Here is a 17,896-nt window from a genome sequence, read left to right as displayed (position 1 = left end):
TCACTGCTCCGGTTTGACACCGCTGTCCTTGATGTAGCGCGCCCAGCGAGCGACTTCGCGACCGTAGAAGGCCTGGGTTTCCTGCAGATTGAAATGCATGACGGTGCCACCGGTTCTGGCCTGGGTCTGCACCATCTCGGGCGAATCGACCGCCTTTCGCACCACGGCGTTCAGGCGTTCGAGCACCGGTGCCGGCACGCCGGTAGGCGCGAACACCGCCACCCATGCGGTGAACTCGATCTCGTTCATGCCTTGCTCGCGAAAGGTTGCATCGTCCGGCCTGGCCGGGTTGCGCACCGCGGAGGCAACGGCCAGCGCGCGCAGCCGCTTGCCTTCGACGTACGACTGGGCAGCGCTCGGGTCGGAGAAGGCGTAGCTCACCTGCTTGCCCACCACGTCGGTGAGCGACTGCGGATTCGACTTGTAGGGGATGTTGGTGGTCTGAAGGCCGGCCTGCAGGCGGAAGATTTCGCAGGCGACCTGGGTGACGGCGTTGCCGCTGCCGCAACTGAGCTTGCCAGGGTTGCGCTTGGCGTCCGCCACCAGGTCGGGGAGCTTCTTCCAGGGGGAGTCGGCCTCGACGTAAAGGGAGATCGGGCTCGAGGACAGTCCGGCCACGCCCTGGAATTGCGAGGCTTCGTAGCCAAGCTTGCCCGGGAAGAAGGCGAAGTTGACCGCGTTGGTGGTCGCGCTGCCGATGAGCAGCGTATAGCCGTCGGCCTTGGCCTTCGCCGCCGCCTGGGCGCCGATGGCGCCGTTGGCCCCGGCCTTGTTGTCCACCAGCACCGGCACCTTGAGTTGCTCGGACATGCTCTTGGCCAGGATGCGGGTGGCAATGTCGGTGCCGCTGCCGGCGCCGAAAGGCACGACCAGCGTGATGGGACGCGAGGGAAAGGCGTCCTGTGCCTGCGTGGGCGCCGCGCCGAGCATTGCAAGCGCAGCGGCGCCAGCCGCAAGCAGGCGCGAGTGGGAAGTGGATTGCATGAGCGAATTGTGATAACGCTCCCCATATCTGACAATTATTGATATGTGAATGCACCATTCCAAAATCGTATGGAAAAAAAGCAGCTTGAATCGAACCTCCAGCGCAGCCCTTCAATGCCTCTGCGCAACCGGATCGACCGGTTGCGCATCCGTCACCTGAGGCTGCTGGAACAGATTGCGCAGACCGGCTCGTTGAGCGGCGCGGCTCAACGGTTGGCGGTCAGCCAGCCGGGCGCGACCAAGATGCTCCAGGAGATAGAGGCGGCCTTGGGCACTCATCTCATTGAACGCACATCGCGAGGCGCGCGCCTGAGCGTGGTTGGTTCCGCGGCGCTGGGCCGCCTGCGCATTGCCCTTGGCGCATTGGATGCCACCGTGGATGCGCTTTCTGCCCAGCCCGAGATACCGTTGGTACGCCTGGGAATGATCCCGGTGCTTGCGGTCAGCGCGCTGCCCGCCCTTGCGGGGCTGCTGGATGGCTCGGGGCGCCTGCCGCGGCTGGAGATCCACGAGGCGACTGTGGAGCGGCTGACAGGCTCGTTGCGGGAAGGGCAGCTCGATTGCGTGGTCAGCACGCTGGATGCGCAATTGAAGGGAATGGCCGACCTTCACATCACGCCGCTCTGGGAGGCGACGCTGGCCATCGCTGCGGCCCCCACTCATCCGCTGGCCCGCAAGCGCAAGGTTCCTGCGCAACTGCTGGCGCAGTTTCGATGGGCGCTTCCGCCGGTGGGCGCGAGCGGGCGCACGCATATCGAACGCTGGTTCATCGAAGCGGGCCTGAATCCGCCTCAGCCCTTTGTCGAGGCGCATTCGTTCCACACCAGGCTTGCGCTCGTCTCGAGCACGGCAATGCTTTCCGTGGCGCCGCAAGCCGCGGTCAGGCACTACGCAGGAACGGTGCGTGAAGTGTCTCTCGAGCGTCCAATGCCCAAGGGCTCGATCTTCTTCGTGACGCGCAAGGAAGGAGTCCAGCTTCCCGAGATTGCGCTCATACAGGAGGCGCTTCGGAAGATCGCGAGCAAATATTCATGAGGCGCCGCGCCTCAGCCAGTGTTGACTGGCCCTAGCTGCCCACGAAGGCAAAGCGCGGCTGCCGCCTGCCGTCGATCTCCACGTCCCCGAAGAACATGGCGTGCGGCCGCACCCACAGGCCGCTGTCGTTGTAGAGCGGGCGGTAGACCACCAGCGCTTCCAGCGTCTCGCTGTGGCGGGCCACGCCGATCACTTCGTAGTCGCGGCCCTTGTAGTGCCGGTAGCGGCCCGGCGGCGTGGCGGGCAGGGGCTGCAGGTCGTCGCTCATTGCGGCTCCTTGGCGGGCGGACCCTTGAGTTCGACCACATTGCCTTCCGGGTCCGTCAGGTAGATGGAAGGGCCTTCGCCCTGCGCGCCGTAGCGCGGCGCCGTTTCGCCGGCCTGCACGCCGTGCGCCTTCAGGTGGGCACGGATGGCCGGCTCGTCGAAGGGCTCGACCGCCAGGCAGAAGTGATCGAGGTTGCGGCCCTCGGCGCCCGGCGGTGCACCGCCTTCGCGGCCCAGTTTGCCGTCGACCGGCACCAGGTCGATCAGCGCGCTGCCGGCGCGCAGCTGGATCAGGCCGAGGTCGTCCTGCCGCTTTTCCAGCGGGCAGCCGAGCACATCGGCATAGAAGCGCAGCATGCGGTCAGTGTCGACCACGCGCAGCACGATGTGGTCCAGGCCGCGGATGGGGATGGGGCTTGCAGTCATGATCAGAGCGTGCGTGTCATGAACACGCTGTGGGGGTCGAGGGTATAGGTGGCGAAAGGCCCGCATTCGGCAAAGCCCATGCTGGCGTAGAGCTGGCGCGCCGGTACGAATTCGGGCTGCGAGCCGGTCTCCAGGCTCAGGCGCGCCAGGCCTCGGCGGCGCGCCTCGTCGACGATGTGAAGCAGCATGGCGCGGCCGGCGCCGGTGCGGCGCCGGCGGCTCGATACGCGCATGGACTTGATCTCGCCGTGGCGCGCGTCGAGCATCTTGAGTGCGCCGCAACCCACCAGTTCGCCGTCGGCCCAGACGGTCCAAAAGGTGATCTCGGGCTGGCGCAGCGCGTCCAGGTCGAGCGCATGCACGCTCTCCGGCGGCGAGATTCGGCGCATGTCCTGCAGGTGTTCTTCGAGCAGCGCTCGGATCTCGGGGCCGCGCAGGTCGTCGATTCGGATGTGCATTGTCGTGTCGTCAGCGCCAGGCATTGCCCACCTGGATGTACCAGGCCGTGTCCTCGGGGCCCTTGGCCACGTCGATGCCTACCCACAGGCCCAGTTGCCTGGCCAGCAGGTAGCGAAAGCCCATGCCGCGCGTGTACACGTCCTCGCCTTCGCTGTAGCTGGTCTGCCGGCCCCAGGTGCGTCCGGCACCCAGAAAGCCGATGGCGGCCCAGCGCGGCGTGACGTTCCAGCGCAGCTCGGTTTCCAGCACGGCGGTGTTCTCATCCTGGTAGCGCGCCGCCGGAACACCGCGCAGGTCGATGAAGGGCAGCTGGTAGAAGGGCACGCGGCCGCGCGCGGCGCGCATGTCGGCGCGCCCGCCCAGCACCAGTTCCTTGCCGATGGGCAGGTAGGCGAACACATGGCCGCGGTAGGCCTGGAAGCGCGTGTCGCTGCCCCAGTCGGGGTCGTAGAACATGGCGTCCACCGCGCCGACCCAGCCCTTGTTGGGCGTGAAGATGTTGTCGCGCGTGTCGTGCTCCAGGGTCAGGCCCAGGCCCGAGCTCTTCTTGCTCATCTCGTCGGGCAGCAGGCGCGAGAGGCGGCCGTCGAGGTCGGCCTTGCTGTTCAGGTCCAGGTAGATCCAGCGCGCACCCAAAAAGGTGTTGCTCTGGCCCAGGCGGCGCAGCACCTGCTGGCTGGAGATCCAGCCGTCCAGCGAATAGGCCAGGCTGCGCGCCCCGCTCTCGAGCTGGCCGCCCACGCCGTAGAAGTTGAGGTTGACGTCGGTGCGGGCCACGCCGCCGCGGTAGCGCCAGCGGTCTTCGTCGAAGCTGGCCATTCCGCCGCCGAAGAGGGCGCGGGTGCCGTTCTCGGTGCCGGCGCCACCCACCACCCAGATGTCGGGCGGCGTGAGGTGGCCGGTTTCCTTGGCTTTTTCCGCACTCTCGCGGATGGAGTTGCGCACGAACATCAGCGCCACGCCGCCGCCGTAGCCCACGGCCGGTTCCGTGATGACGATCGGAACGGGCAGGAAGCCCTGCTTGTTCACCAGCCAGTCCGACATGTCGAGGTAGCCGTCGCTGGGGTCGATGAAGCCTTCCATGAAGGCATGCCCGGGCGGGCTGGCGGCGGCCATGAATAAGGCGCACACGGTTGGCAGGATGCGTTTCATCCAATGCATCGATTCAATCCCCCTCTTGTCGGTGGTTGTTGTTGTCTGTCGATTCGCTCAAGCGGCTTCGCGCCGCGAGATGACGCGCACGACCGATTCGCGGTGTGCGTCGAAGCCCATGCGTTTGTACAGCGCAATCGCGCCCTCGTTGACGCTCATCACGTGCAGCACCGGCGTTTCGCCGCGCGCCATCTGGCGCCGAATCAGCTTGGCCATGAGGCGGCGCGCCAGGCCGCGCCCCTGGAAGTCCGGATGGGTGCACACGCCGCTGATCTCGCGCAGCGGCCCCGCCGCGCAGCGCTCGCCGGCCATGGCCATGAGGCGGCCGCTGCCCGGCTCGACCAGTCCGTAGTACTCGCCCAGCTCGATGGTGCGCGGGCCGAACGGCCCCGGCCGGGTGAGGCCCACCAATTCCAGAATTTGCGGAATCTGCTCCGGCGCGAGCCGCACCGCCTCGGGCGCCTCGTCGGTGGCCGGCATCGGCGCGCGCCAGATCATCTTCTGCATGCGGGCCTCGGCATCGACCTGCCAGCCGGCGGGCACGGCGCCCGACCAGCCGTCGGAATAGAACTGCTCGCCGCTTTGGCAGAAAGGAATCAGCGCGTCGAGCTTCGGATGGGCCGGGTCGGCAAACCCGACGATGGGCGAGAAGCCCGGCGCAAAGCGGCGAACCTCATCGCCGCCCACCGCGAAGTGCGCCTGCGGTCCGGCCAGTGCGTGCCAGAAGAGGTTGTCTAGGAGTGAAAGCGGGGAGCCGGGCGCCGTGCTCACGCGCTTTCACCCTGCCGGCTGCTGCCCTGCACGTAGCCTCGCTCCACCGCCTGCGCCTGGTTCTGGAAGATGGCCATCGCGGTGTTCATGCGCGCGAAGCCGAACTTCTCGTAGAAGCCCTCCTTGCCGGGCACTGCGTACAGGATGATCTTGCGATGCCCGCGCGAGGCCTCGACCAGCCGCGACACGAGCGCGCGGCCCAGGCCCGTGCCCTGATGGCTGGGCAGCACCGCCACGTCGCAGATGTAGGAACAGTCCACGCCGTCGGCCAGCGCGCGGCCGGCGCCCACCAGCTTGCCGTTCTCGCGCACGAGGAACCTGAACATGCTGTGCGTGAAGGCCGTTCGCAGGCCCTGGGGGCTCTTGTCGCCCAGGGGCGCCGCGCGGTAGAGGGCGGCGAGTTCGTCCCAATCGGTTTCGCGGATGTCGGTGGTCCAGTGCAATGGCATGGGCCGATTCAACCGCATCTGACCGGCATGGGCAAGAAAGAAGAAAGGCCGCCGCACTTGGCGTTTAATCCAGGGATGCCGACCCCCCATTCGCTCGAACTCCTTTCGGTGGCCAACGCGCTCGCCGATGCCGCCGCGGCGCAATCCATGCGCTACTTCCGCACGCCGCTGGAAATCATCAGCAAGGAAGACCAAAGCCCCGTGACGCTGGCCGACCGCGCCGCGGAAACCGCCATGCGCGAGGTGCTGGCCGCACAGTGCGCGCAGGACGGCATCTACGGCGAAGAACACGGCCGCGAGCGGCTGGACGCCGGACGGGTCTGGGTGCTCGACCCCATCGACGGTACGCGCAGCTTCATCACCGGCTCGCCCCTGTGGGGCACGCTCATCGGCCTGCTCGAAGGCGGCCAGGTGCGCCTGGGCCTGGTGGACATGCCGGTGCTGGGCGAGCGCTGGTGGGGCGTTTCCGACGCGCAGGGCCGCCTGGCGCTGCGCAACGGCCGGCCGGTTCGTGCCAGCCAGTGCACGCAGCTCGACCAGGCACGCATCGTCACCACCTCGCCGGACATCTTCAGCGAAGCCGACTGGCAGGCCTTCGACACGCTCAGCAAACGCTGCGCCATGCGCCGCTTCGGCGGCGACTGCTATGGCTATGCGCAGCTGGCCGGTGGCACCATCGACCTGGTGGTGGAGACCGGCCTGCAGCCTTATGACTACCTGGGCCCCGCGGGGCTGATCGAGGCGGCCGGCGGCGTGATCACCGACTGGGAAGGCAAGCCGCTGGGCCTCGCGTCCGACGGGCGTGTGGTCGCGGCCGCCACCCCTGAACTCCATCGCGCCGCCCTGGACTTGCTGCGGGCCTAAACTGGCCTCGTCATGATTCGCTGGTTGATCGTCGTCGTGCTGGCGCTGGTGCTGTTCAACGGCCTGGCGGCGTGGCTGCGGCGCTATTTCGGCTTCGGGCGATTGCCGGGCGATTTCGTCTTCCGTGCCTTCGGCCGGGAGTGGGACCTGCCCATCGGCAGCACCGTGGCGCTGAGCGTCATCGCGGCGCTCATCGCGCGCTGGCTCTAGACGCCCCGACGACTGAGAAAGAAGAGAACCGTCCCATGAGAGTTTGCGTAGACATCGGCGGAACCAAGGTGGCCGTGAGCCTGTCGCCCGCGAGCGGTTCGCCGCTCGTCGGCCGCCGCACCGAGCCCACCGCCAAGACCGGCACCAACGACGCCGTGGCACGGCAGATCCTGCGGATGATCGACGAGGCCTGCGCCGAGCAGGGCGTGGATCCGAAGAGCATCGACTGTGTTGGCGTGTCCACGGCGGGCCCGTTCGAGCTGCACGGCGGCATGGTGGAGCTGGCCACGCCCAACATCTGTGGCGGCATTGCCGGCCCGGCGCGCGGCCTGCCCAACGACTGGCGCACCGCACAGCTGGAAGCGCCGCTGAGGCAGCGCTTTGCCCGCGTGCGGGTGGAAAACGACGGCGTCGCCGCGCTGGAGGCCGAGCGCCGCTGGGGCGCACTGCAGGGCCTGGACCACTGCGCCTACGTCACCTGGAGCACCGGCGTGGGCGTGGGCCTGTGCGTGGACGGGCGCATCCTGCGCGGCAAGAATGGCAATGCCGGCCATGCGGGCCACAGCTTCGTGGTCGACGACGCCAGCGGCGCCCTGTGCGGCTGCGGCAACATGGGCGACGTCGAGGCGCTGGTGGCCGGCAACTCGATGGCGCGGCGCTTCGGCCAGCCGGCGCAAGACCTGTTCGCCGCCGCTGCGGCCGGCGAGACGCATGCGCGCGAGATCACCGATGCGCTGTGCCGCGTCATGGGCCGCATGCTCTACAACCTGATCGCCACGCTGGACCTGCAGCGCATCAGCCTGGGCGGCAGCGTGTTCTGGCACAACCGCGACTTCCTGCTGCCGCGCCTGCAGGCGCAGGTGGATGGGCACCTGCCGCCGCTCACGCGCGGCGTGTTGCTGGTGGCGGCCGGCCTCGGCGACCGGGTGGGCGACTACGCGGCGCTGGCGTTGCTGGATTAGGCGCCGCCCGGCCCGCTGCCTGGCGGCAGCAGGTCGAAGTGCATGACGTCCTCGCGAACACCCAGCTTGGTGTACGGCGCCACGGCCGCATCGTCGCCGTAATCCGCCTGGACGAACACCACATACACGCCGCGCGGCCGAACCGCTTCCTGCAGCGTGCGGATCAGCGCGGTGGCCACGCCCCTGCGCCGGTAGGCAGCATCCACCGCCAGGTCGTAGATGTAGAACTCGCTGCGGGCCTGCTCGAACTTGGGCAGCACATAGCCGGCCAGCCCGCCCACGACGCGGTCGTCGGCCAACGCCGCCACCGCGACGAAAGTGTCGGACGCCAGCAGCTTCGAAAGGTAGGCGTCGTCCGGCGGGTTGGAGGAGAAGGTGTCCGGCTCGCCGAACGCTTCTCCGAGCACCGCGAGCATGCTGCGCATGTCGGCAATATCGTCGGCACCGAGCACGCGGGTGGTGCAGGCATCTGTCATGGCGCTGTCCTTTGCGGGAGGGAATGACCCCCGCATTCTGGCTAAGCCGCCGATGATGCGAACGCCACCACGTCCCTGAGCACCTGCGGGTCTTGCAGCAGCTTGCGGTGGCCCAGGCCGACGGTCGCGACGAGCCGGGCATTGGCAATGGCGCGGACGAAGGCTTCGCCGTCCGCGAACCGGTTGACCGCATCGCCCCGGTCGTGCACGACCAGCGTGGGCACGCGGATGCGGGGCCCCACGGCGGCCGGCTCGAAGCGCGACATCAGGATGCCTTCGCGCGCCTCGATGCGCCGCTGCATCGAGGCGCGGATGCTTTCCTTCAGCCCGAAGACATGGGCGAACATTCGCGTGAACTCGTAGGGCGAGGCCGGCGGCGCCAGCAGCACCAGGCGCGGCGCATCCAAGCCGCGGCTGGCGGCCTGCGCCAGCGCGTTGGCGCCGAGCGAATGCGCCACCGCCAGTTGCAGCGCATGCCCTTCCTGGTGCAGACGGGCGCTCACATATTCGATGGCGCGGGTGAACTGCGGCAGGTTGCTGCTGGAGCCCGCGCTGCGGCCATGCGCGGGCAGTTCCAGGATCACGGGGCGCAGGCCTTGTTCGAGCAGCGCGTTTGCCAGTGGGCGCATCTGGCCGGCGTGGCCGCCCCAGCCATGCACGAGCAGTGCGGTGGGCCCGTTGCCGGCCAGCGCCGGCGAGTAGAGCGTGAGGCCGGCCGACTCGAAGGGCCAGGATTCGATGCGCCAACTGTTGTCCCAGCGGGTTTTTCGGGCGAACAGCCGCAGCGGCAGCGGCGTGGCAAACAGCCGGTAGGCGGCACGCACGGACAGCGCAGGCCATAGTTGCTGCGCCGCGGCCAGGCCCAGGCGGAACAGGCGGATGCCGGGGCGTGCGTCGTAGTAGCGCGAAGCGGCTTGCAGGGCGGGTGGGGTCATCGGAAGGCTCCTGTCATTCATCTCTCAATAGAAGAACCAGTCGTCGTTGCTGCGCGGCAGTCCGTCCAGCGTGCTGAACAGCGCGCGCACGGCCGGCACGACGACCAGCAGCAGAAAAACCAGCAGGCTCAGGTAGATCCACATGGCAAGACCTTTCTTCGCACGGTTGTGCGAAATATCGGCGTACGAAACGGAGGGGTGCGGTCATGGTTCGAAACTCAGGCGCGGTAGCTTTGCTGCAGCCGCTGCCAGGTGGACACGGCACGTTCGGCGGCACGCGTGTCGCGCAGAAAGCGCGCGTCGTGCAGCAGGCCGATGGCCAGGCTGCTCAACTCGCTGACCACCTGCTCGGGGTCGGTGTCGGGCTTGAAGTGGCCGACCTCCACCGCCTGCGCCACCGTGCGGCGCAGCGCCGCGCGCCAGCGCATGACTTCGGTGTGCAGCAGGTCGCGCAGTTCGCCTTCGCGGTCGTCCAGCTCGAAGGCGCCGGCGGTGTACAGGCAGCCGGTGTGGACCTCGACATCGCGCATGCGCACGATCCAGCGCTGCATGATCTCGTCCAGACGGGGCAGCCCCTTGGGCTTTTGCATGGCGGGTACGAACACGTCGGCCAGGAAGCGGCGCCCGTATTCCTCGATCACCGCTTTCTGCAGCGCCTCGCGCGAGCCCACGCGCGAGAACACGCCGCTCTTGGACAGGCCGATGCGGTCGGCCACCGCCTGCAGCGAAATGGACTCGAGGCCCTGCGCAGACGCGAGGTCGAGCGCGGCGCCGACGATGGCGGCGCGCGTGAGTTCGCTTTTCTGGGTCTTGGCGTCCATGGCGGCGCACTTTAGCACGTGCGTGCGAAAGTGCAAGCGCCCAGTTGGCGCTTGCCCCTCAGGTCGCCAGGGTTCTTTCGCTGGGCGCGGTTCGCAGCGCTTCGAGGAAGCTGTTGCGCCACCAGTGCACATCCTGCTCGCGGATGCGGGTGAGCAGCTTCTGGTGGCGCAGACGCCGCTCTTCCAGCGGCATGCGCAGGGCATGCTGCAGCGTCTGCGCGGTGCCGTGCGTGTCGTACGGGTTCACCAGCAGCGCTTCCTTCAGTTGCTCGGCGGCGCCGGCAAAGCGCGACAGCACCAGCACGCCCGGGTCGGCCGGGTCCTGCGCGGCCACGTATTCCTTGGCCACCAGGTTCATGCCGTCGCGCAGCGGCGTCACCAGCCCCACCGCGGCCGCGCGGCACAAGCCGGGCACGCGCCGACGCGCCACCACGCGGTGGATGTAGCGCACCGGCATCCAGTCCAGTTCGCCGAAGTCGCCGTTGATGGCGCCGCACATGGATTCGAGCTCGCGCCGGATGTCGGCATACGCGTCCACCGTCTCGCGCGTGGGCGAGGCGATCTGGATCAGCGTGGCACTGCGCCGGTTCTCCGGGTAGTTGGCCAGCAGCTCGCGAAAGGCGCGCACGCGCTGCGGAATGCCCTTGGAATAGTCGAGCCGGTCGATGCCCACCAGCAGGCGCCGGGTGGCGTACTCGCGCTTCATGGTCTCGTACATGTCGCGCGATTCCTTGGCGTGCGTGAGCTCGGCGAACTCGTCCACGTCGATGCCGATGGGGAAGGCGCCCGCGCGCACCGTGTGGCCGTAGGCGCTGTACAGGCCGTCGCCCAGCACCTCGCCCTGCGCCTCGTTGATCACGTAGTGCTCGAAGTGCCGGATGTCCTGGTTCGCCTGCAGGCCGATCAGGTCGTAGGCGAACAGCGAGCGCATGAGCCAGTCGTGCTGCGGAATGGCCGCGAAGATGATCTGCGGCGGCAGCGGAATGTGCAGGAAGAAGCCGATGCGGTTCTTGCAGCCCATGGCGCGCAGCTCGGCCGCCAGGGGAATCAGATGGTAGTCGTGCACCCAGACCACGTCGTCTTCGGCCAGCAGGGGCATCAGCTTGCGCGCAAAGAGCTGGTTGACCCGCCGGTAGCCGCCGATGAAGCCCGCATCGAAATGCGCGAGGTCCAGCCGGTTGTGGAACACCGGCCACAGCACGTCGTTGCTGTAGCCCAGGTAGTAGCTGTCGTGGTCGTCGCGGCTGAGGTCGATGGTGGCCAGCGTCACCTTGCCGGCCTGCTGGCGGTGCAGCTCGCCTTCGCCGGTGGGGCCGTCCTGCACCACCGTGCCGCTCCAGCCGAACCACATGCCGCCGCTTTGCTGCAGCGATTCGCCCAGCGCCACCGCCAGACCGCCCGCCGCCGCCTTGCGCGGGTCCGCCACGCGGTTGGAGACGACGACTAGACGGCCCATGAACGCTCCTTCAAATCGCTGAATCCCAAGGCGCGGAGAGGCGCACTGCCGCGTTGATGATCCCCACCATCGAATACGTCTGCGGGAAGTTGCCCCACATCTCGCCCGTGACCGGATGCGTGTCTTCCGACAAGAGGCCCAGCGGATTGCGCGCTGCCAGCATGGTCTCGAAGATCTGGCGCGCCTCGGCCTTGCGGCCGATCTTGGCCAGCGCGTCGATGCGCCAGAAGGTGCAGATGTTGAAGGCCGTCTCGGGCTTGCCGAAGTCGTCCGCCGCCTCGTAGCGGCGCATGTAGGGTCCGTCGCAAAGTGTCTTCTCCATGGCGTCCACGGTCGAGATGAAGCGCGGGTCGCGCGCCTCGATCAGGCCCACTTCCACCATCAGCAGGATGCTGGCGTCCAGCTCGTTGCCGCCAAAGCTCTCGGCAAAGGCCTGGCGCTCTTCGCTCCAGGACTTGGCCAATATCTCTTCGCGCATGCGCGCCGCATGGCCGTGCCAGTAGGCGGCGCGGTCGGGCTTGCCGATGGCGCGGGCGATCTTGGCCAGGCGGTCGCAGGCCGCCCAGCTCATCAGGGCTGAGCTGGTGTGCACACGGGCGCGCGTGCGCAGCTCCCACATGCCGGCATCGGGCGTGCCGTAGACGCGGATGGCCTGCTCGCCCACCGCCTCCAGGTGCGGAAACTCCGCCTCCCCCGCGCGCCGCAGCAGTCGGTGGTCGTGAAAGGCCTGGGCCGCGCCCAGCACGATGTTGCCGTACACGTCGTGCTGGAAGTGCTCCTGTGCCTGGTTGCCCACGCGCACCGGCCCCATGCCGCGGTAGCCGGGCAGGAAGTCGACGATGGATTCGGGCAGGTGCCGCTCCAGCCCGATGCCGTACAGCGGCTGGATGTGCTCGCCGCGCGAGCCCACCACCACGTTGGTGAGCCAGCGCAGGTAGTCCTCCATGGTGCCCACTTCGCTGAGCGAGTTGAGCGCGCGCACCACGAAGAAGGCATCGCGCAGCCAGCAGTAGCGGTAGTCCCAGTTGCGCTGGCTGCCGGGCGCTTCGGGAATGCTGGTGGTCATGGCCGCGACGATGGCGCCCGTGTCCTCGTACAGCGACATCTTCAGCGTGATGGCGGCGCGGATCACCGCCTCCTGCCACTCGAAGGGAATGGCCAGGCGCTTGCTCCAGGTGCGCCAGTAGGAGATGGTTTCCTGCTCGAAGTGGCGCACCGTGTCGGCGATGCCGTCCGTCAGCGTCTCGTCGGCGCCGAGGATGAAGTGGTAGTCGCGCGCCATCACGAAGGGCTGGCGCGACAGGATGTGCGACACCGGCGCATCGGTGGTCAGGCGCAAGGTGGTGTCGGGCCCCACGTAGCGGATGTGGTTGCTGCCGCGCGTGATGGTGGGCCTGGTTTCGCCCCACTGGAAGCGCGGCTCGAGCGTGATGCGGATGCGCGGCGCGCCGGCCACCGGGCGCACCCGGCGCACGATGCTCAAGGGGCGGAAGTAGCGCGAGCGGCTGAAGAAGCGCGGCGCGAAATCGGTGATCTCGATGCCCTGGCCCTTGCTGTCGTACAGGCGTGTGCGCAGCACGGCGGTGTTGTGCTCGTATTCCTGCTCGGCGGTGGCGAAGTCTTCCAGCTCGATGGCCCAGGCGCTGCCGTTGTCGCTGTTGTCGAGCAGCGCGTTGAACACCGGCTCGCCGTCGAAGCGCGGCAGGCAGCACCACACGATGCGCGCGCGCTGGTCGACCAGTGCGCTGAAGGCGCAGTTGCCGATCACGCCCACCGACAGCGAGGCGGGGGCTGCCGGTGGAAATTCCGGCGGCGCCTCGGCGGGGGTGGCGAGGGTGGCTTCGTCGATCAGTGCCTTGTTCGCCTCGTTGTTGTCCGTCATGCAGGCTCGTCCTTGCTGTTCCTGGCGGAAGAAGATGGGGTGGGGTCGGGCTGCGCGCCGCGCGCGGCGGCCAGCCATTCGAAGACGGCCAGCGGCGACTCGAGCCGGTGCTGGGCGAGGCTGGGGCCGCTGCCGACCTTGATGGCCACGCCGCCGCGCGGCTGCACGATGGCGAAGCCGCTCTCGTCGGTGGTGTCGTCGCCGGCGAACACCGGCACGCGGCCGGCAAAGGGCGGCTCGTTCATGAACTCGTCGATGGCAATGCCCTTATTGATGCCGGCCGGCTTGACTTCGAACACCGCCTTGCCGTGCATCAGTTCCAGCCGCGGCTCTTTGGCGATGACGCCCAGCAGCGCATTGCGGCAAAGATGTTCCAGCTGCGGCGCGCGGCGGTAGTGCAGCGCGACAGCGGCGTGCTTGCGCTCCACCAGCAGGTCGGGGTAGTTGCCCGCCAGGTGGTTGGCCACGTCCAGCACCGCCTGCAGGTCGGGCGGTGTCTGCTCGCGCATGTTGCCGGTGGCATCGCGCCGCTGCACGCCGTGCTCGCCGGCGGCGGGCAGGCGCAGGGGCGCGAGAAAGCGGTCGAGCACGTCGATCTGCCGGCCCGAGACGACGGCCAATGCGCCGCCCAGCCAGTCGTGCAGGTCGGTGAGCAGCGCGACCAGGCCTTGCGGCACCTCGATCGCTTCAGGCGTCTCGGCGATGCCGACCAGGGTGCCGTCGAAGTCCAGGAACAGCGCGGCGTCGGAGCGGAGGCGGGGTGGCGTCTGCATCGCCGCAAACCTTAGCAGACTCGCGGCGCGACCCGCGTCGGCCAATACCTACTCAATCGATGGGGCTTCGGGCCGAGGCAGTGCCTGTGCCACGGCCTCGGCCCGCGCCCGGCTGATGGCGGCGCCGATTTCCGGACCCTTGGCGCCGCGCTGCTGCGCGGCTTGCGCGATGGGTTCGGTGGGCACCGCCAGCGCCGCATCCAAGGCCGCCTGCAGGCGCTGGCGCTGCGGGTAGGGCCGCTCTTGCAGGCCCAGCCGGCCGCGTGCGTCGCACTCGCAGGCCAGCAGCGCCTGTCCGAATCGCTCGGGCTTGCGGATTGCATCGCAGCGTTCCAGCAGCCGAAGCACGGCGGTGGCGTTCAACTCGCCGCTGCGGTGGATGTTGCCGTGCTCGCGCGCCACCACATCGGCCAGTTCGCGGATGTCCACCGGCACGCGCCAGCGCTCGCAGACCTGCTTGAGCAGTTTTGCGCTGCGCTGTTCGTGGCCGAGGTGGCGCGGCAGCACGTCCTGCGGCGTGGTGCCCTTGCCCAGGTCGTGCGTCAGGCAGGCAAAGCGCACCGGCAGCGGGGCCTGCAGCCGTGCCGACATGTCCAGCACCATCATCAGGTGCACGCCGGTGTCGACCTCGGGGTGATGCGCCTCGGGCTGCGGCACGCCCCAGAGGCGATCCACCTCGGGCAGCAGCACCTTCAGCGCGCCGCATTCGCGCAGCACCTCGAACATGCGCGAGGGCTTGCCTTCCATCAGGCCGCGCGCGAGCTCCTGCCATACCCGCTCGGGCACCAGTGCATCGGCCTCGCCGTCGCGAACCATCCGGCGCATCAGCGCCATGGTGTCGGGCGCCACGGAGAAATCGGCGAAGCGTGCGGCAAAGCGGGCCAGGCGAAGGATGCGCACCGGGTCTTCGCGAAAGGCATCGGTCACGTGGCGAAGGATCTTGCCGCGCAGGTCGCGCAGGCCGCCGTAGGGGTCGATCAGGTCGGCTTCGTCGAAGCGATCTCTATCGGCCAGCGCCCGGGGTACCGCGATCGCGTTGATGCTGAGGTCGCGCCGTGCCAGGTCTTCTTCCAGCGTCACGCCCGGGTCGGCATGGACCACGAAGCCGCGGTAGCCTGGCGCGCTCTTGCGTTCGGTGCGGGCCAGCGCATGTTCCTCCCGTGTTTCGGGGTGCAGGAACACAGGAAAGTCCCGGCCCACGGGGAGGTAGCCCAGGTCGGTCATTTCCTTCGGGCTCGCGCCCACCACGACCCAGTCGCGGTCCGAGCCCGGCAAGCCCAACAAGCGGTCGCGCACCGCGCCGCCTACCAAGTACGTTTGCATGATGCGTGCGAGTGTAGGGGGCATGTCCCGCGCATGACACCCTCGGCGGAACTCGGCTCGGAAGGGCGCGCTCGCACAGTCGTCCCCCTCAACCCATAACAACGGAGAAATTCTTGAACAAGAAGATCGTGAAGATGAAGAACACCCGAACGACGATGCAGGCCGCCGTGGCCGCGGCCCTCCTGGCCGGCGGTGGCAGCGCCATGGCGCAACAGGCCGGCGACTGGGTGCTTGGTGCCGGCTGGCTGCATTTCGCGCCGCAGGATTCGAGCGAGGGCCTGAACCTGACCTCGCCGGTGAACATGCATGTGCCGGGCTCGGATGCGAAGGTGAGCAGCTCCGACACGCTGGGCCTGTCGGCCATGTACTTCCTCGACAGCCACTGGGCCGTCGAAGGCGTGCTGGGCGTGCCGCCCAGGTTCAAGCTGGAAGGCGCGGGCAGCCTGGCGCCGGTCGGCGAGCTCGGCGAAGCCCGCCAATGGAGCCCGACGCTGCTGGGCAAGTACTACTTCAACGAAGGCAACGCCGCCTTCCGCCCCTATGTGGGCCTGGGCGTGACCTATGTCTGGTACAGCGACGTGGAGCTGACGCCGGGCATGCAGAACGCCATGGGCGGCCTGCTGCGCCGCCCGCCGGGCTCGACGGTCACCACCGCCAAGCTCGACAGCTCGTTCGCACCGGTGTTCAACATCGGCGCGGCCTACCAGTTCGACAAGCACTGGGGCGTGTCTGCCTCGGTGTCCTACATCCCGCTGAAGACCACCGCCAAGCTCACCACCACCAGCGCAGCCACCGGCGCGCAGCTGGGCACGAGCGAAGCCAGCCTGAAGCTCAACCCGATCGTGCCTTACGTGGCCGTGACGTACCGCTTCTGAGCGTGGCTGCCCGCGCCGCGGCATCGCCGCGCGGCGCGGGCGAGGTAGCGGCGAGGATCTGCGCCAGGTCGCTCTCGCGTTCGGCCCGTGCGCCGGCAATCACCCGCTGCTCCAGCTCGTCCAGATGCGCCATGGCCAGCTGCAGCGCGCGTTGCAGCGAGGGACCCGCCAGCGCATCGATGATCTCCTCGTGCTCGCGCGGCGCGCAGCTGGCCGCCTCCACGCTGTCGAACAGCGCCTTGTACAGCTCGGTGTTGCTGACCAGGCGCTTCATGTACGACAGCAGCTCCTCGCTTTGCGCCATCTGCGCCAGCAGCAGATGGAAATCGCCGGCCAGGCGGAACGCATCTTCGCGCCGGCCCTCCTTGAACGCCTTCTGCTCGGCCTGCACATGCCGGTGCAGCGCCGCACGCTGCTCGCGCGAAAGGCGGCCCCACAGCGTGCTGATCAGCCCCGCCTCGACGATGCGCCGCGCGCGGTAGACGCCGCGCATGTCTTCCTCCGACGGGTTGGGCACGAAGGCGCCGCGGTTGTGTTCCAGCACCAGGCGCCTTTCGACGCCCATGCGTGCGAGCACCTTCCGGATGGCTCCACGGGTGCAGCCCAGCGCTTCGGCCAGTGCGCGTTCCCGCAAAGGTGCGCCGGGCCGCAGCTTGCCGCTGAGCAGCGCCCTGGACACCGCCTCGTAGACGCGCTGGTCCACCTCCGAGCCGTTTTCGGCAGGCGGTGCTTCGGGCTTGGCCGTGCTTCGGCGGCGGGCGGGGGCGGGGCTTGCGGGGCGGCGGCCGGTCGTGGTGGTGGGCATGTGGGCAGCTGGGGGAAAACGCCGCACATGTTAGTAGAGCGGCGCTCGGCCCTCGTGGCAAGGCGGGTGTTGGTTAACCAAAAATACGTGTATCGTCAACTATCTAGACAGCAGCAGCTGGAGCCTCGATGACCGCGCCTTCCGACCTTCTCATCCGCAACGTTCGCCCGCTGGGTGCGCAGGCCGTGGACATTCTGCTGCGGGGCGGGCGCATCTCGGCGCTGGGTGCCAGGCTGCCGGCGACCGCGGGCTGCGCCGTTGAAGAGGGCGAGGGCGCATTGCTGCTGCCAGGCCTGGTGGAAAGCCACACGCACCTGGACAAGACGCTGTGGGGCATGGACTGGTACCGCAACGAGGTCGGTCCGCTGCTCACCGACAAGATCGACAACGAGCGCGCCTTCCGCGCCGCCAGCGGCCATGACGCCGGCGCGCAGTCGAAGGCGCTGGCGATGGCCTTCCTGGCCCTGGGCACCACGCGCATCCGCACGCATGTGGACGTGGACACGCAGGCCGGCCTGCGCCACCTCGAAGGCGTGCTGCGCACGCGCGAGGCGCTGCGCGGTTTGATGGACATCCAGATCGTCGCCTTCCCGCAATCGGGCCTGCTGGGCCGGCCGGGCACCGACGCGCTGCTCGACCAGGCGCTGGCCGCCGGCGCCGACGTGCTGGGCGGACTGGACCCCTGCGCCATCGACCACGACCCGGTGCGCTCGCTCGACGTGCTCTTTTCGATCGCGCAGCGGCACGGCAAGCCGGTGGACATCCACTTGCACGAGCCCGGTGCCATGGGCGCGTTCTCGCTGGGCCTGATCCTGGACCGCACCGAGGCGCTGGGCCTGCAGGGCCAGGTGGTGATCAGCCACGGCTTCTGCCTGGGCGACGTGGGCCTGGCCGAGCGCGATGCGCTGCTGGCGCGCATGGCGCGCCTGGGCGTGGCCCTGGTCACCAGCGCGCCGCCGGCGCGCATGGTG

General features: G+C 68.6%; 21 protein-coding genes. 6 read left to right on the top strand and 15 right to left on the bottom strand.

Annotation, left to right across the window (positions count from 1 at the left end; translation table 11 throughout):
- Complete coding sequence (locus VSO01S_RS02235) at window positions 1-984, bottom strand: Bug family tripartite tricarboxylate transporter substrate binding protein (protein WP_068640170.1); 984 nt, start codon at window positions 982-984, stop codon at window positions 1-3.
- A gap of 69 nt (window positions 985-1,053) precedes the next feature.
- Here VSO01S_RS02235 and VSO01S_RS02230 point away from each other — a divergent pair, with 69 nt between their 5' ends.
- On the top strand, window positions 1,054-2,019 hold the full coding sequence (locus tag VSO01S_RS02230) for a LysR substrate-binding domain-containing protein (RefSeq protein ID WP_068640169.1): 966 nt from the start codon (window positions 1,054-1,056) through the stop codon (window positions 2,017-2,019).
- Between the two features lie 31 nt (window positions 2,020-2,050).
- On the opposite strand, the gene VSO01S_RS02225 is transcribed toward VSO01S_RS02230, so the two are convergent.
- From VSO01S_RS02225 to VSO01S_RS02200, 6 genes are read right to left on the bottom strand one after another with little or no spacing between them, the layout of a single operon-like run.
- Window positions 2,051-2,287, bottom strand: coding sequence for a DUF1653 domain-containing protein (locus VSO01S_RS02225; protein ID WP_068640168.1), 237 nt, complete (start codon window positions 2,285-2,287; stop codon window positions 2,051-2,053).
- Window positions 2,284-2,712: a VOC family protein gene (locus tag VSO01S_RS02220; RefSeq protein ID WP_068640167.1), complete on the bottom strand. Its 429-nt coding sequence runs from the start codon at window positions 2,710-2,712 to the stop codon at window positions 2,284-2,286. Before VSO01S_RS02220 ends, VSO01S_RS02225 begins: the two co-directional genes overlap by 4 nt.
- Before the next feature lie 2 nt (window positions 2,713-2,714).
- Window positions 2,715-3,170 carry a GNAT family N-acetyltransferase gene (locus tag VSO01S_RS02215; protein ID WP_068640166.1) on the bottom strand — a complete coding sequence of 152 codons (456 nt, stop codon included), beginning with the start codon at window positions 3,168-3,170 and terminating at the stop codon, window positions 2,715-2,717.
- Window positions 3,171-3,180: 10 nt separating this feature from the next.
- The gene (locus VSO01S_RS02210; RefSeq protein WP_153305105.1) at window positions 3,181-4,323 is read right to left on the bottom strand and encodes a BamA/TamA family outer membrane protein; all 1,143 of its coding nucleotides are present in this window, start codon (window positions 4,321-4,323) and stop codon (window positions 3,181-3,183) included.
- A gap of 57 nt (window positions 4,324-4,380) precedes the next feature.
- The gene (locus VSO01S_RS02205) at window positions 4,381-5,094 is read right to left on the bottom strand and encodes a GNAT family N-acetyltransferase (protein ID WP_068640164.1); all 714 of its coding nucleotides are present in this window, start codon (window positions 5,092-5,094) and stop codon (window positions 4,381-4,383) included.
- Entirely contained in the window at window positions 5,091-5,543 is a 453-nt protein-coding gene (locus VSO01S_RS02200) for a GNAT family N-acetyltransferase (protein ID WP_068640163.1), read from the bottom strand. Before VSO01S_RS02200 ends, VSO01S_RS02205 begins: the two co-directional genes overlap by 4 nt.
- A gap of 75 nt (window positions 5,544-5,618) precedes the next feature.
- Between VSO01S_RS02200 and hisN the strand changes: the two genes are divergently transcribed.
- Genes hisN through VSO01S_RS02185 form a run of 3 tightly spaced genes read left to right on the top strand, consistent with a single transcriptional unit; the run spans window position 5,619 to window position 7,579 of the window.
- Entirely contained in the window at window positions 5,619-6,407 is a 789-nt protein-coding gene (gene hisN / locus VSO01S_RS02195) for a histidinol-phosphatase (RefSeq protein WP_068640162.1), read from the top strand.
- 12 nt (window positions 6,408-6,419) lie between these two features.
- Window positions 6,420-6,617 carry a DUF2905 domain-containing protein gene (locus tag VSO01S_RS02190; RefSeq protein WP_068640161.1) on the top strand — a complete coding sequence of 66 codons (198 nt, stop codon included), beginning with the start codon at window positions 6,420-6,422 and terminating at the stop codon, window positions 6,615-6,617.
- 35 nt (window positions 6,618-6,652) lie between these two features.
- The gene (locus tag VSO01S_RS02185; RefSeq protein ID WP_068640160.1) at window positions 6,653-7,579 is read left to right on the top strand and encodes an ROK family protein; all 927 of its coding nucleotides are present in this window, start codon (window positions 6,653-6,655) and stop codon (window positions 7,577-7,579) included.
- On the opposite strand, the gene VSO01S_RS02180 is transcribed toward VSO01S_RS02185, so the two are convergent.
- The 7 genes from VSO01S_RS02180 to VSO01S_RS02150 form a co-directional block, all read right to left on the bottom strand.
- Window positions 7,576-8,055 (bottom strand): AAC(3)-I family aminoglycoside N-acetyltransferase, encoded by a 480-nt coding sequence (locus tag VSO01S_RS02180; RefSeq protein WP_084241632.1) that lies wholly within the window; start codon window positions 8,053-8,055, stop codon window positions 7,576-7,578. The genes VSO01S_RS02185 and VSO01S_RS02180 overlap by 4 nt on opposite strands.
- A gap of 41 nt (window positions 8,056-8,096) precedes the next feature.
- Window positions 8,097-8,990, bottom strand: coding sequence for an alpha/beta hydrolase (locus tag VSO01S_RS02175; protein ID WP_068640158.1), 894 nt, complete (start codon window positions 8,988-8,990; stop codon window positions 8,097-8,099).
- Window positions 8,991-9,208: 218 nt separating this feature from the next.
- Window positions 9,209-9,811, bottom strand: a complete 603-nt coding sequence (locus VSO01S_RS02170) for a TetR/AcrR family transcriptional regulator (protein WP_068640157.1) — start codon at window positions 9,809-9,811, stop codon at window positions 9,209-9,211.
- Between the two features lie 58 nt (window positions 9,812-9,869).
- Window positions 9,870-11,267: an alpha,alpha-trehalose-phosphate synthase (UDP-forming) gene (otsA, locus tag VSO01S_RS02165; RefSeq protein WP_068640156.1), complete on the bottom strand. Its 1,398-nt coding sequence runs from the start codon at window positions 11,265-11,267 to the stop codon at window positions 9,870-9,872.
- A 10-nt stretch (window positions 11,268-11,277) separates the two neighbouring features.
- The gene (locus VSO01S_RS02160) at window positions 11,278-13,149 is read right to left on the bottom strand and encodes a glycoside hydrolase family 15 protein (protein ID WP_084241631.1); all 1,872 of its coding nucleotides are present in this window, start codon (window positions 13,147-13,149) and stop codon (window positions 11,278-11,280) included.
- Entirely contained in the window at window positions 13,146-13,922 is a 777-nt protein-coding gene (otsB, locus tag VSO01S_RS02155; protein WP_068640155.1) for a trehalose-phosphatase, read from the bottom strand. The genes VSO01S_RS02160 and otsB overlap by 4 nt, the downstream gene beginning before the upstream one ends.
- A 48-nt stretch (window positions 13,923-13,970) precedes the next feature.
- Complete coding sequence (locus VSO01S_RS02150) at window positions 13,971-15,245, bottom strand: multifunctional CCA addition/repair protein (protein ID WP_068640154.1); 1,275 nt, start codon at window positions 15,243-15,245, stop codon at window positions 13,971-13,973.
- Between the two features lie 134 nt (window positions 15,246-15,379).
- Here VSO01S_RS02150 and VSO01S_RS02145 point away from each other — a divergent pair, with 134 nt between their 5' ends.
- Entirely contained in the window at window positions 15,380-16,120 is a 741-nt protein-coding gene (locus VSO01S_RS02145; protein WP_068640256.1) for an OmpW/AlkL family protein, read from the top strand.
- Here VSO01S_RS02145 and VSO01S_RS02140 read toward each other — a convergent pair.
- Window positions 16,077-16,925 carry a GntR family transcriptional regulator gene (locus VSO01S_RS02140; RefSeq protein WP_084241630.1) on the bottom strand — a complete coding sequence of 283 codons (849 nt, stop codon included), beginning with the start codon at window positions 16,923-16,925 and terminating at the stop codon, window positions 16,077-16,079. The two genes, VSO01S_RS02145 and VSO01S_RS02140, sit on opposite strands and share 44 nt — an antisense overlap.
- A gap of 128 nt (window positions 16,926-17,053) precedes the next feature.
- Here VSO01S_RS02140 and VSO01S_RS02135 point away from each other — a divergent pair.
- On the top strand, window positions 17,054-17,896 hold an 843-nt coding region (locus VSO01S_RS02135; protein ID WP_068640153.1), incomplete at its 3' end, for an amidohydrolase family protein.

The organism is Variovorax soli NBRC 106424 (assembly GCF_001591385.1).
GTDB lineage: Bacteria > Pseudomonadota > Gammaproteobacteria > Burkholderiales > Burkholderiaceae_C > Variovorax > Variovorax soli.
Note: the sequence above shows the minus strand (reverse complement) of the source record. Positions and strands in the feature narration are given on the sequence as shown.

What these genes read in the sequence shown, in the direction of transcription:
- VSO01S_RS02235 (WP_068640170.1), bottom strand. Translation starts at nt 984, where the DNA reads ATGCAATCCACTTCCCACTCGCGCCTGCTTGCGGCTGGCGCCGCTGCG.
- VSO01S_RS02230 (WP_068640169.1), top strand. Translation starts at nt 1,054, where the DNA reads ATGGAAAAAAAGCAGCTTGAATCGAACCTCCAGCGCAGCCCTTCAATG.
- VSO01S_RS02225 (WP_068640168.1), bottom strand. Translation starts at nt 2,287, where the DNA reads ATGAGCGACGACCTGCAGCCCCTGCCCGCCACGCCGCCGGGCCGCTAC.
- VSO01S_RS02220 (WP_068640167.1), bottom strand. Translation starts at nt 2,712, where the DNA reads ATGACTGCAAGCCCCATCCCCATCCGCGGCCTGGACCACATCGTGCTG.
- VSO01S_RS02215 (WP_068640166.1), bottom strand. Translation starts at nt 3,170, where the DNA reads ATGCACATCCGAATCGACGACCTGCGCGGCCCCGAGATCCGAGCGCTG.
- VSO01S_RS02210 (WP_153305105.1), bottom strand. Translation starts at nt 4,323, where the DNA reads ATGAAACGCATCCTGCCAACCGTGTGCGCCTTATTCATGGCCGCCGCC.
- VSO01S_RS02200 (WP_068640163.1), bottom strand. Translation starts at nt 5,543, where the DNA reads ATGCCATTGCACTGGACCACCGACATCCGCGAAACCGATTGGGACGAA.
- hisN (WP_068640162.1), top strand. Translation starts at nt 5,619, where the DNA reads ATGCCGACCCCCCATTCGCTCGAACTCCTTTCGGTGGCCAACGCGCTC.
- VSO01S_RS02190 (WP_068640161.1), top strand. Translation starts at nt 6,420, where the DNA reads ATGATTCGCTGGTTGATCGTCGTCGTGCTGGCGCTGGTGCTGTTCAAC.
- VSO01S_RS02185 (WP_068640160.1), top strand. Translation starts at nt 6,653, where the DNA reads ATGAGAGTTTGCGTAGACATCGGCGGAACCAAGGTGGCCGTGAGCCTG.
- VSO01S_RS02180 (WP_084241632.1), bottom strand. Translation starts at nt 8,055, where the DNA reads ATGACAGATGCCTGCACCACCCGCGTGCTCGGTGCCGACGATATTGCC.
- VSO01S_RS02175 (WP_068640158.1), bottom strand. Translation starts at nt 8,990, where the DNA reads ATGACCCCACCCGCCCTGCAAGCCGCTTCGCGCTACTACGACGCACGC.
- VSO01S_RS02170 (WP_068640157.1), bottom strand. Translation starts at nt 9,811, where the DNA reads ATGGACGCCAAGACCCAGAAAAGCGAACTCACGCGCGCCGCCATCGTC.
- otsA (WP_068640156.1), bottom strand. Translation starts at nt 11,267, where the DNA reads ATGGGCCGTCTAGTCGTCGTCTCCAACCGCGTGGCGGACCCGCGCAAG.
- VSO01S_RS02160 (WP_084241631.1), bottom strand. Translation starts at nt 13,149, where the DNA reads ATGACGGACAACAACGAGGCGAACAAGGCACTGATCGACGAAGCCACC.
- otsB (WP_068640155.1), bottom strand. Translation starts at nt 13,922, where the DNA reads ATGCAGACGCCACCCCGCCTCCGCTCCGACGCCGCGCTGTTCCTGGAC.
- VSO01S_RS02150 (WP_068640154.1), bottom strand. Translation starts at nt 15,245, where the DNA reads ATGCAAACGTACTTGGTAGGCGGCGCGGTGCGCGACCGCTTGTTGGGC.
- VSO01S_RS02145 (WP_068640256.1), top strand. Translation starts at nt 15,380, where the DNA reads ATGAAGAACACCCGAACGACGATGCAGGCCGCCGTGGCCGCGGCCCTC.
- VSO01S_RS02140 (WP_084241630.1), bottom strand. Translation starts at nt 16,925, where the DNA reads ATGCCCACCACCACGACCGGCCGCCGCCCCGCAAGCCCCGCCCCCGCC.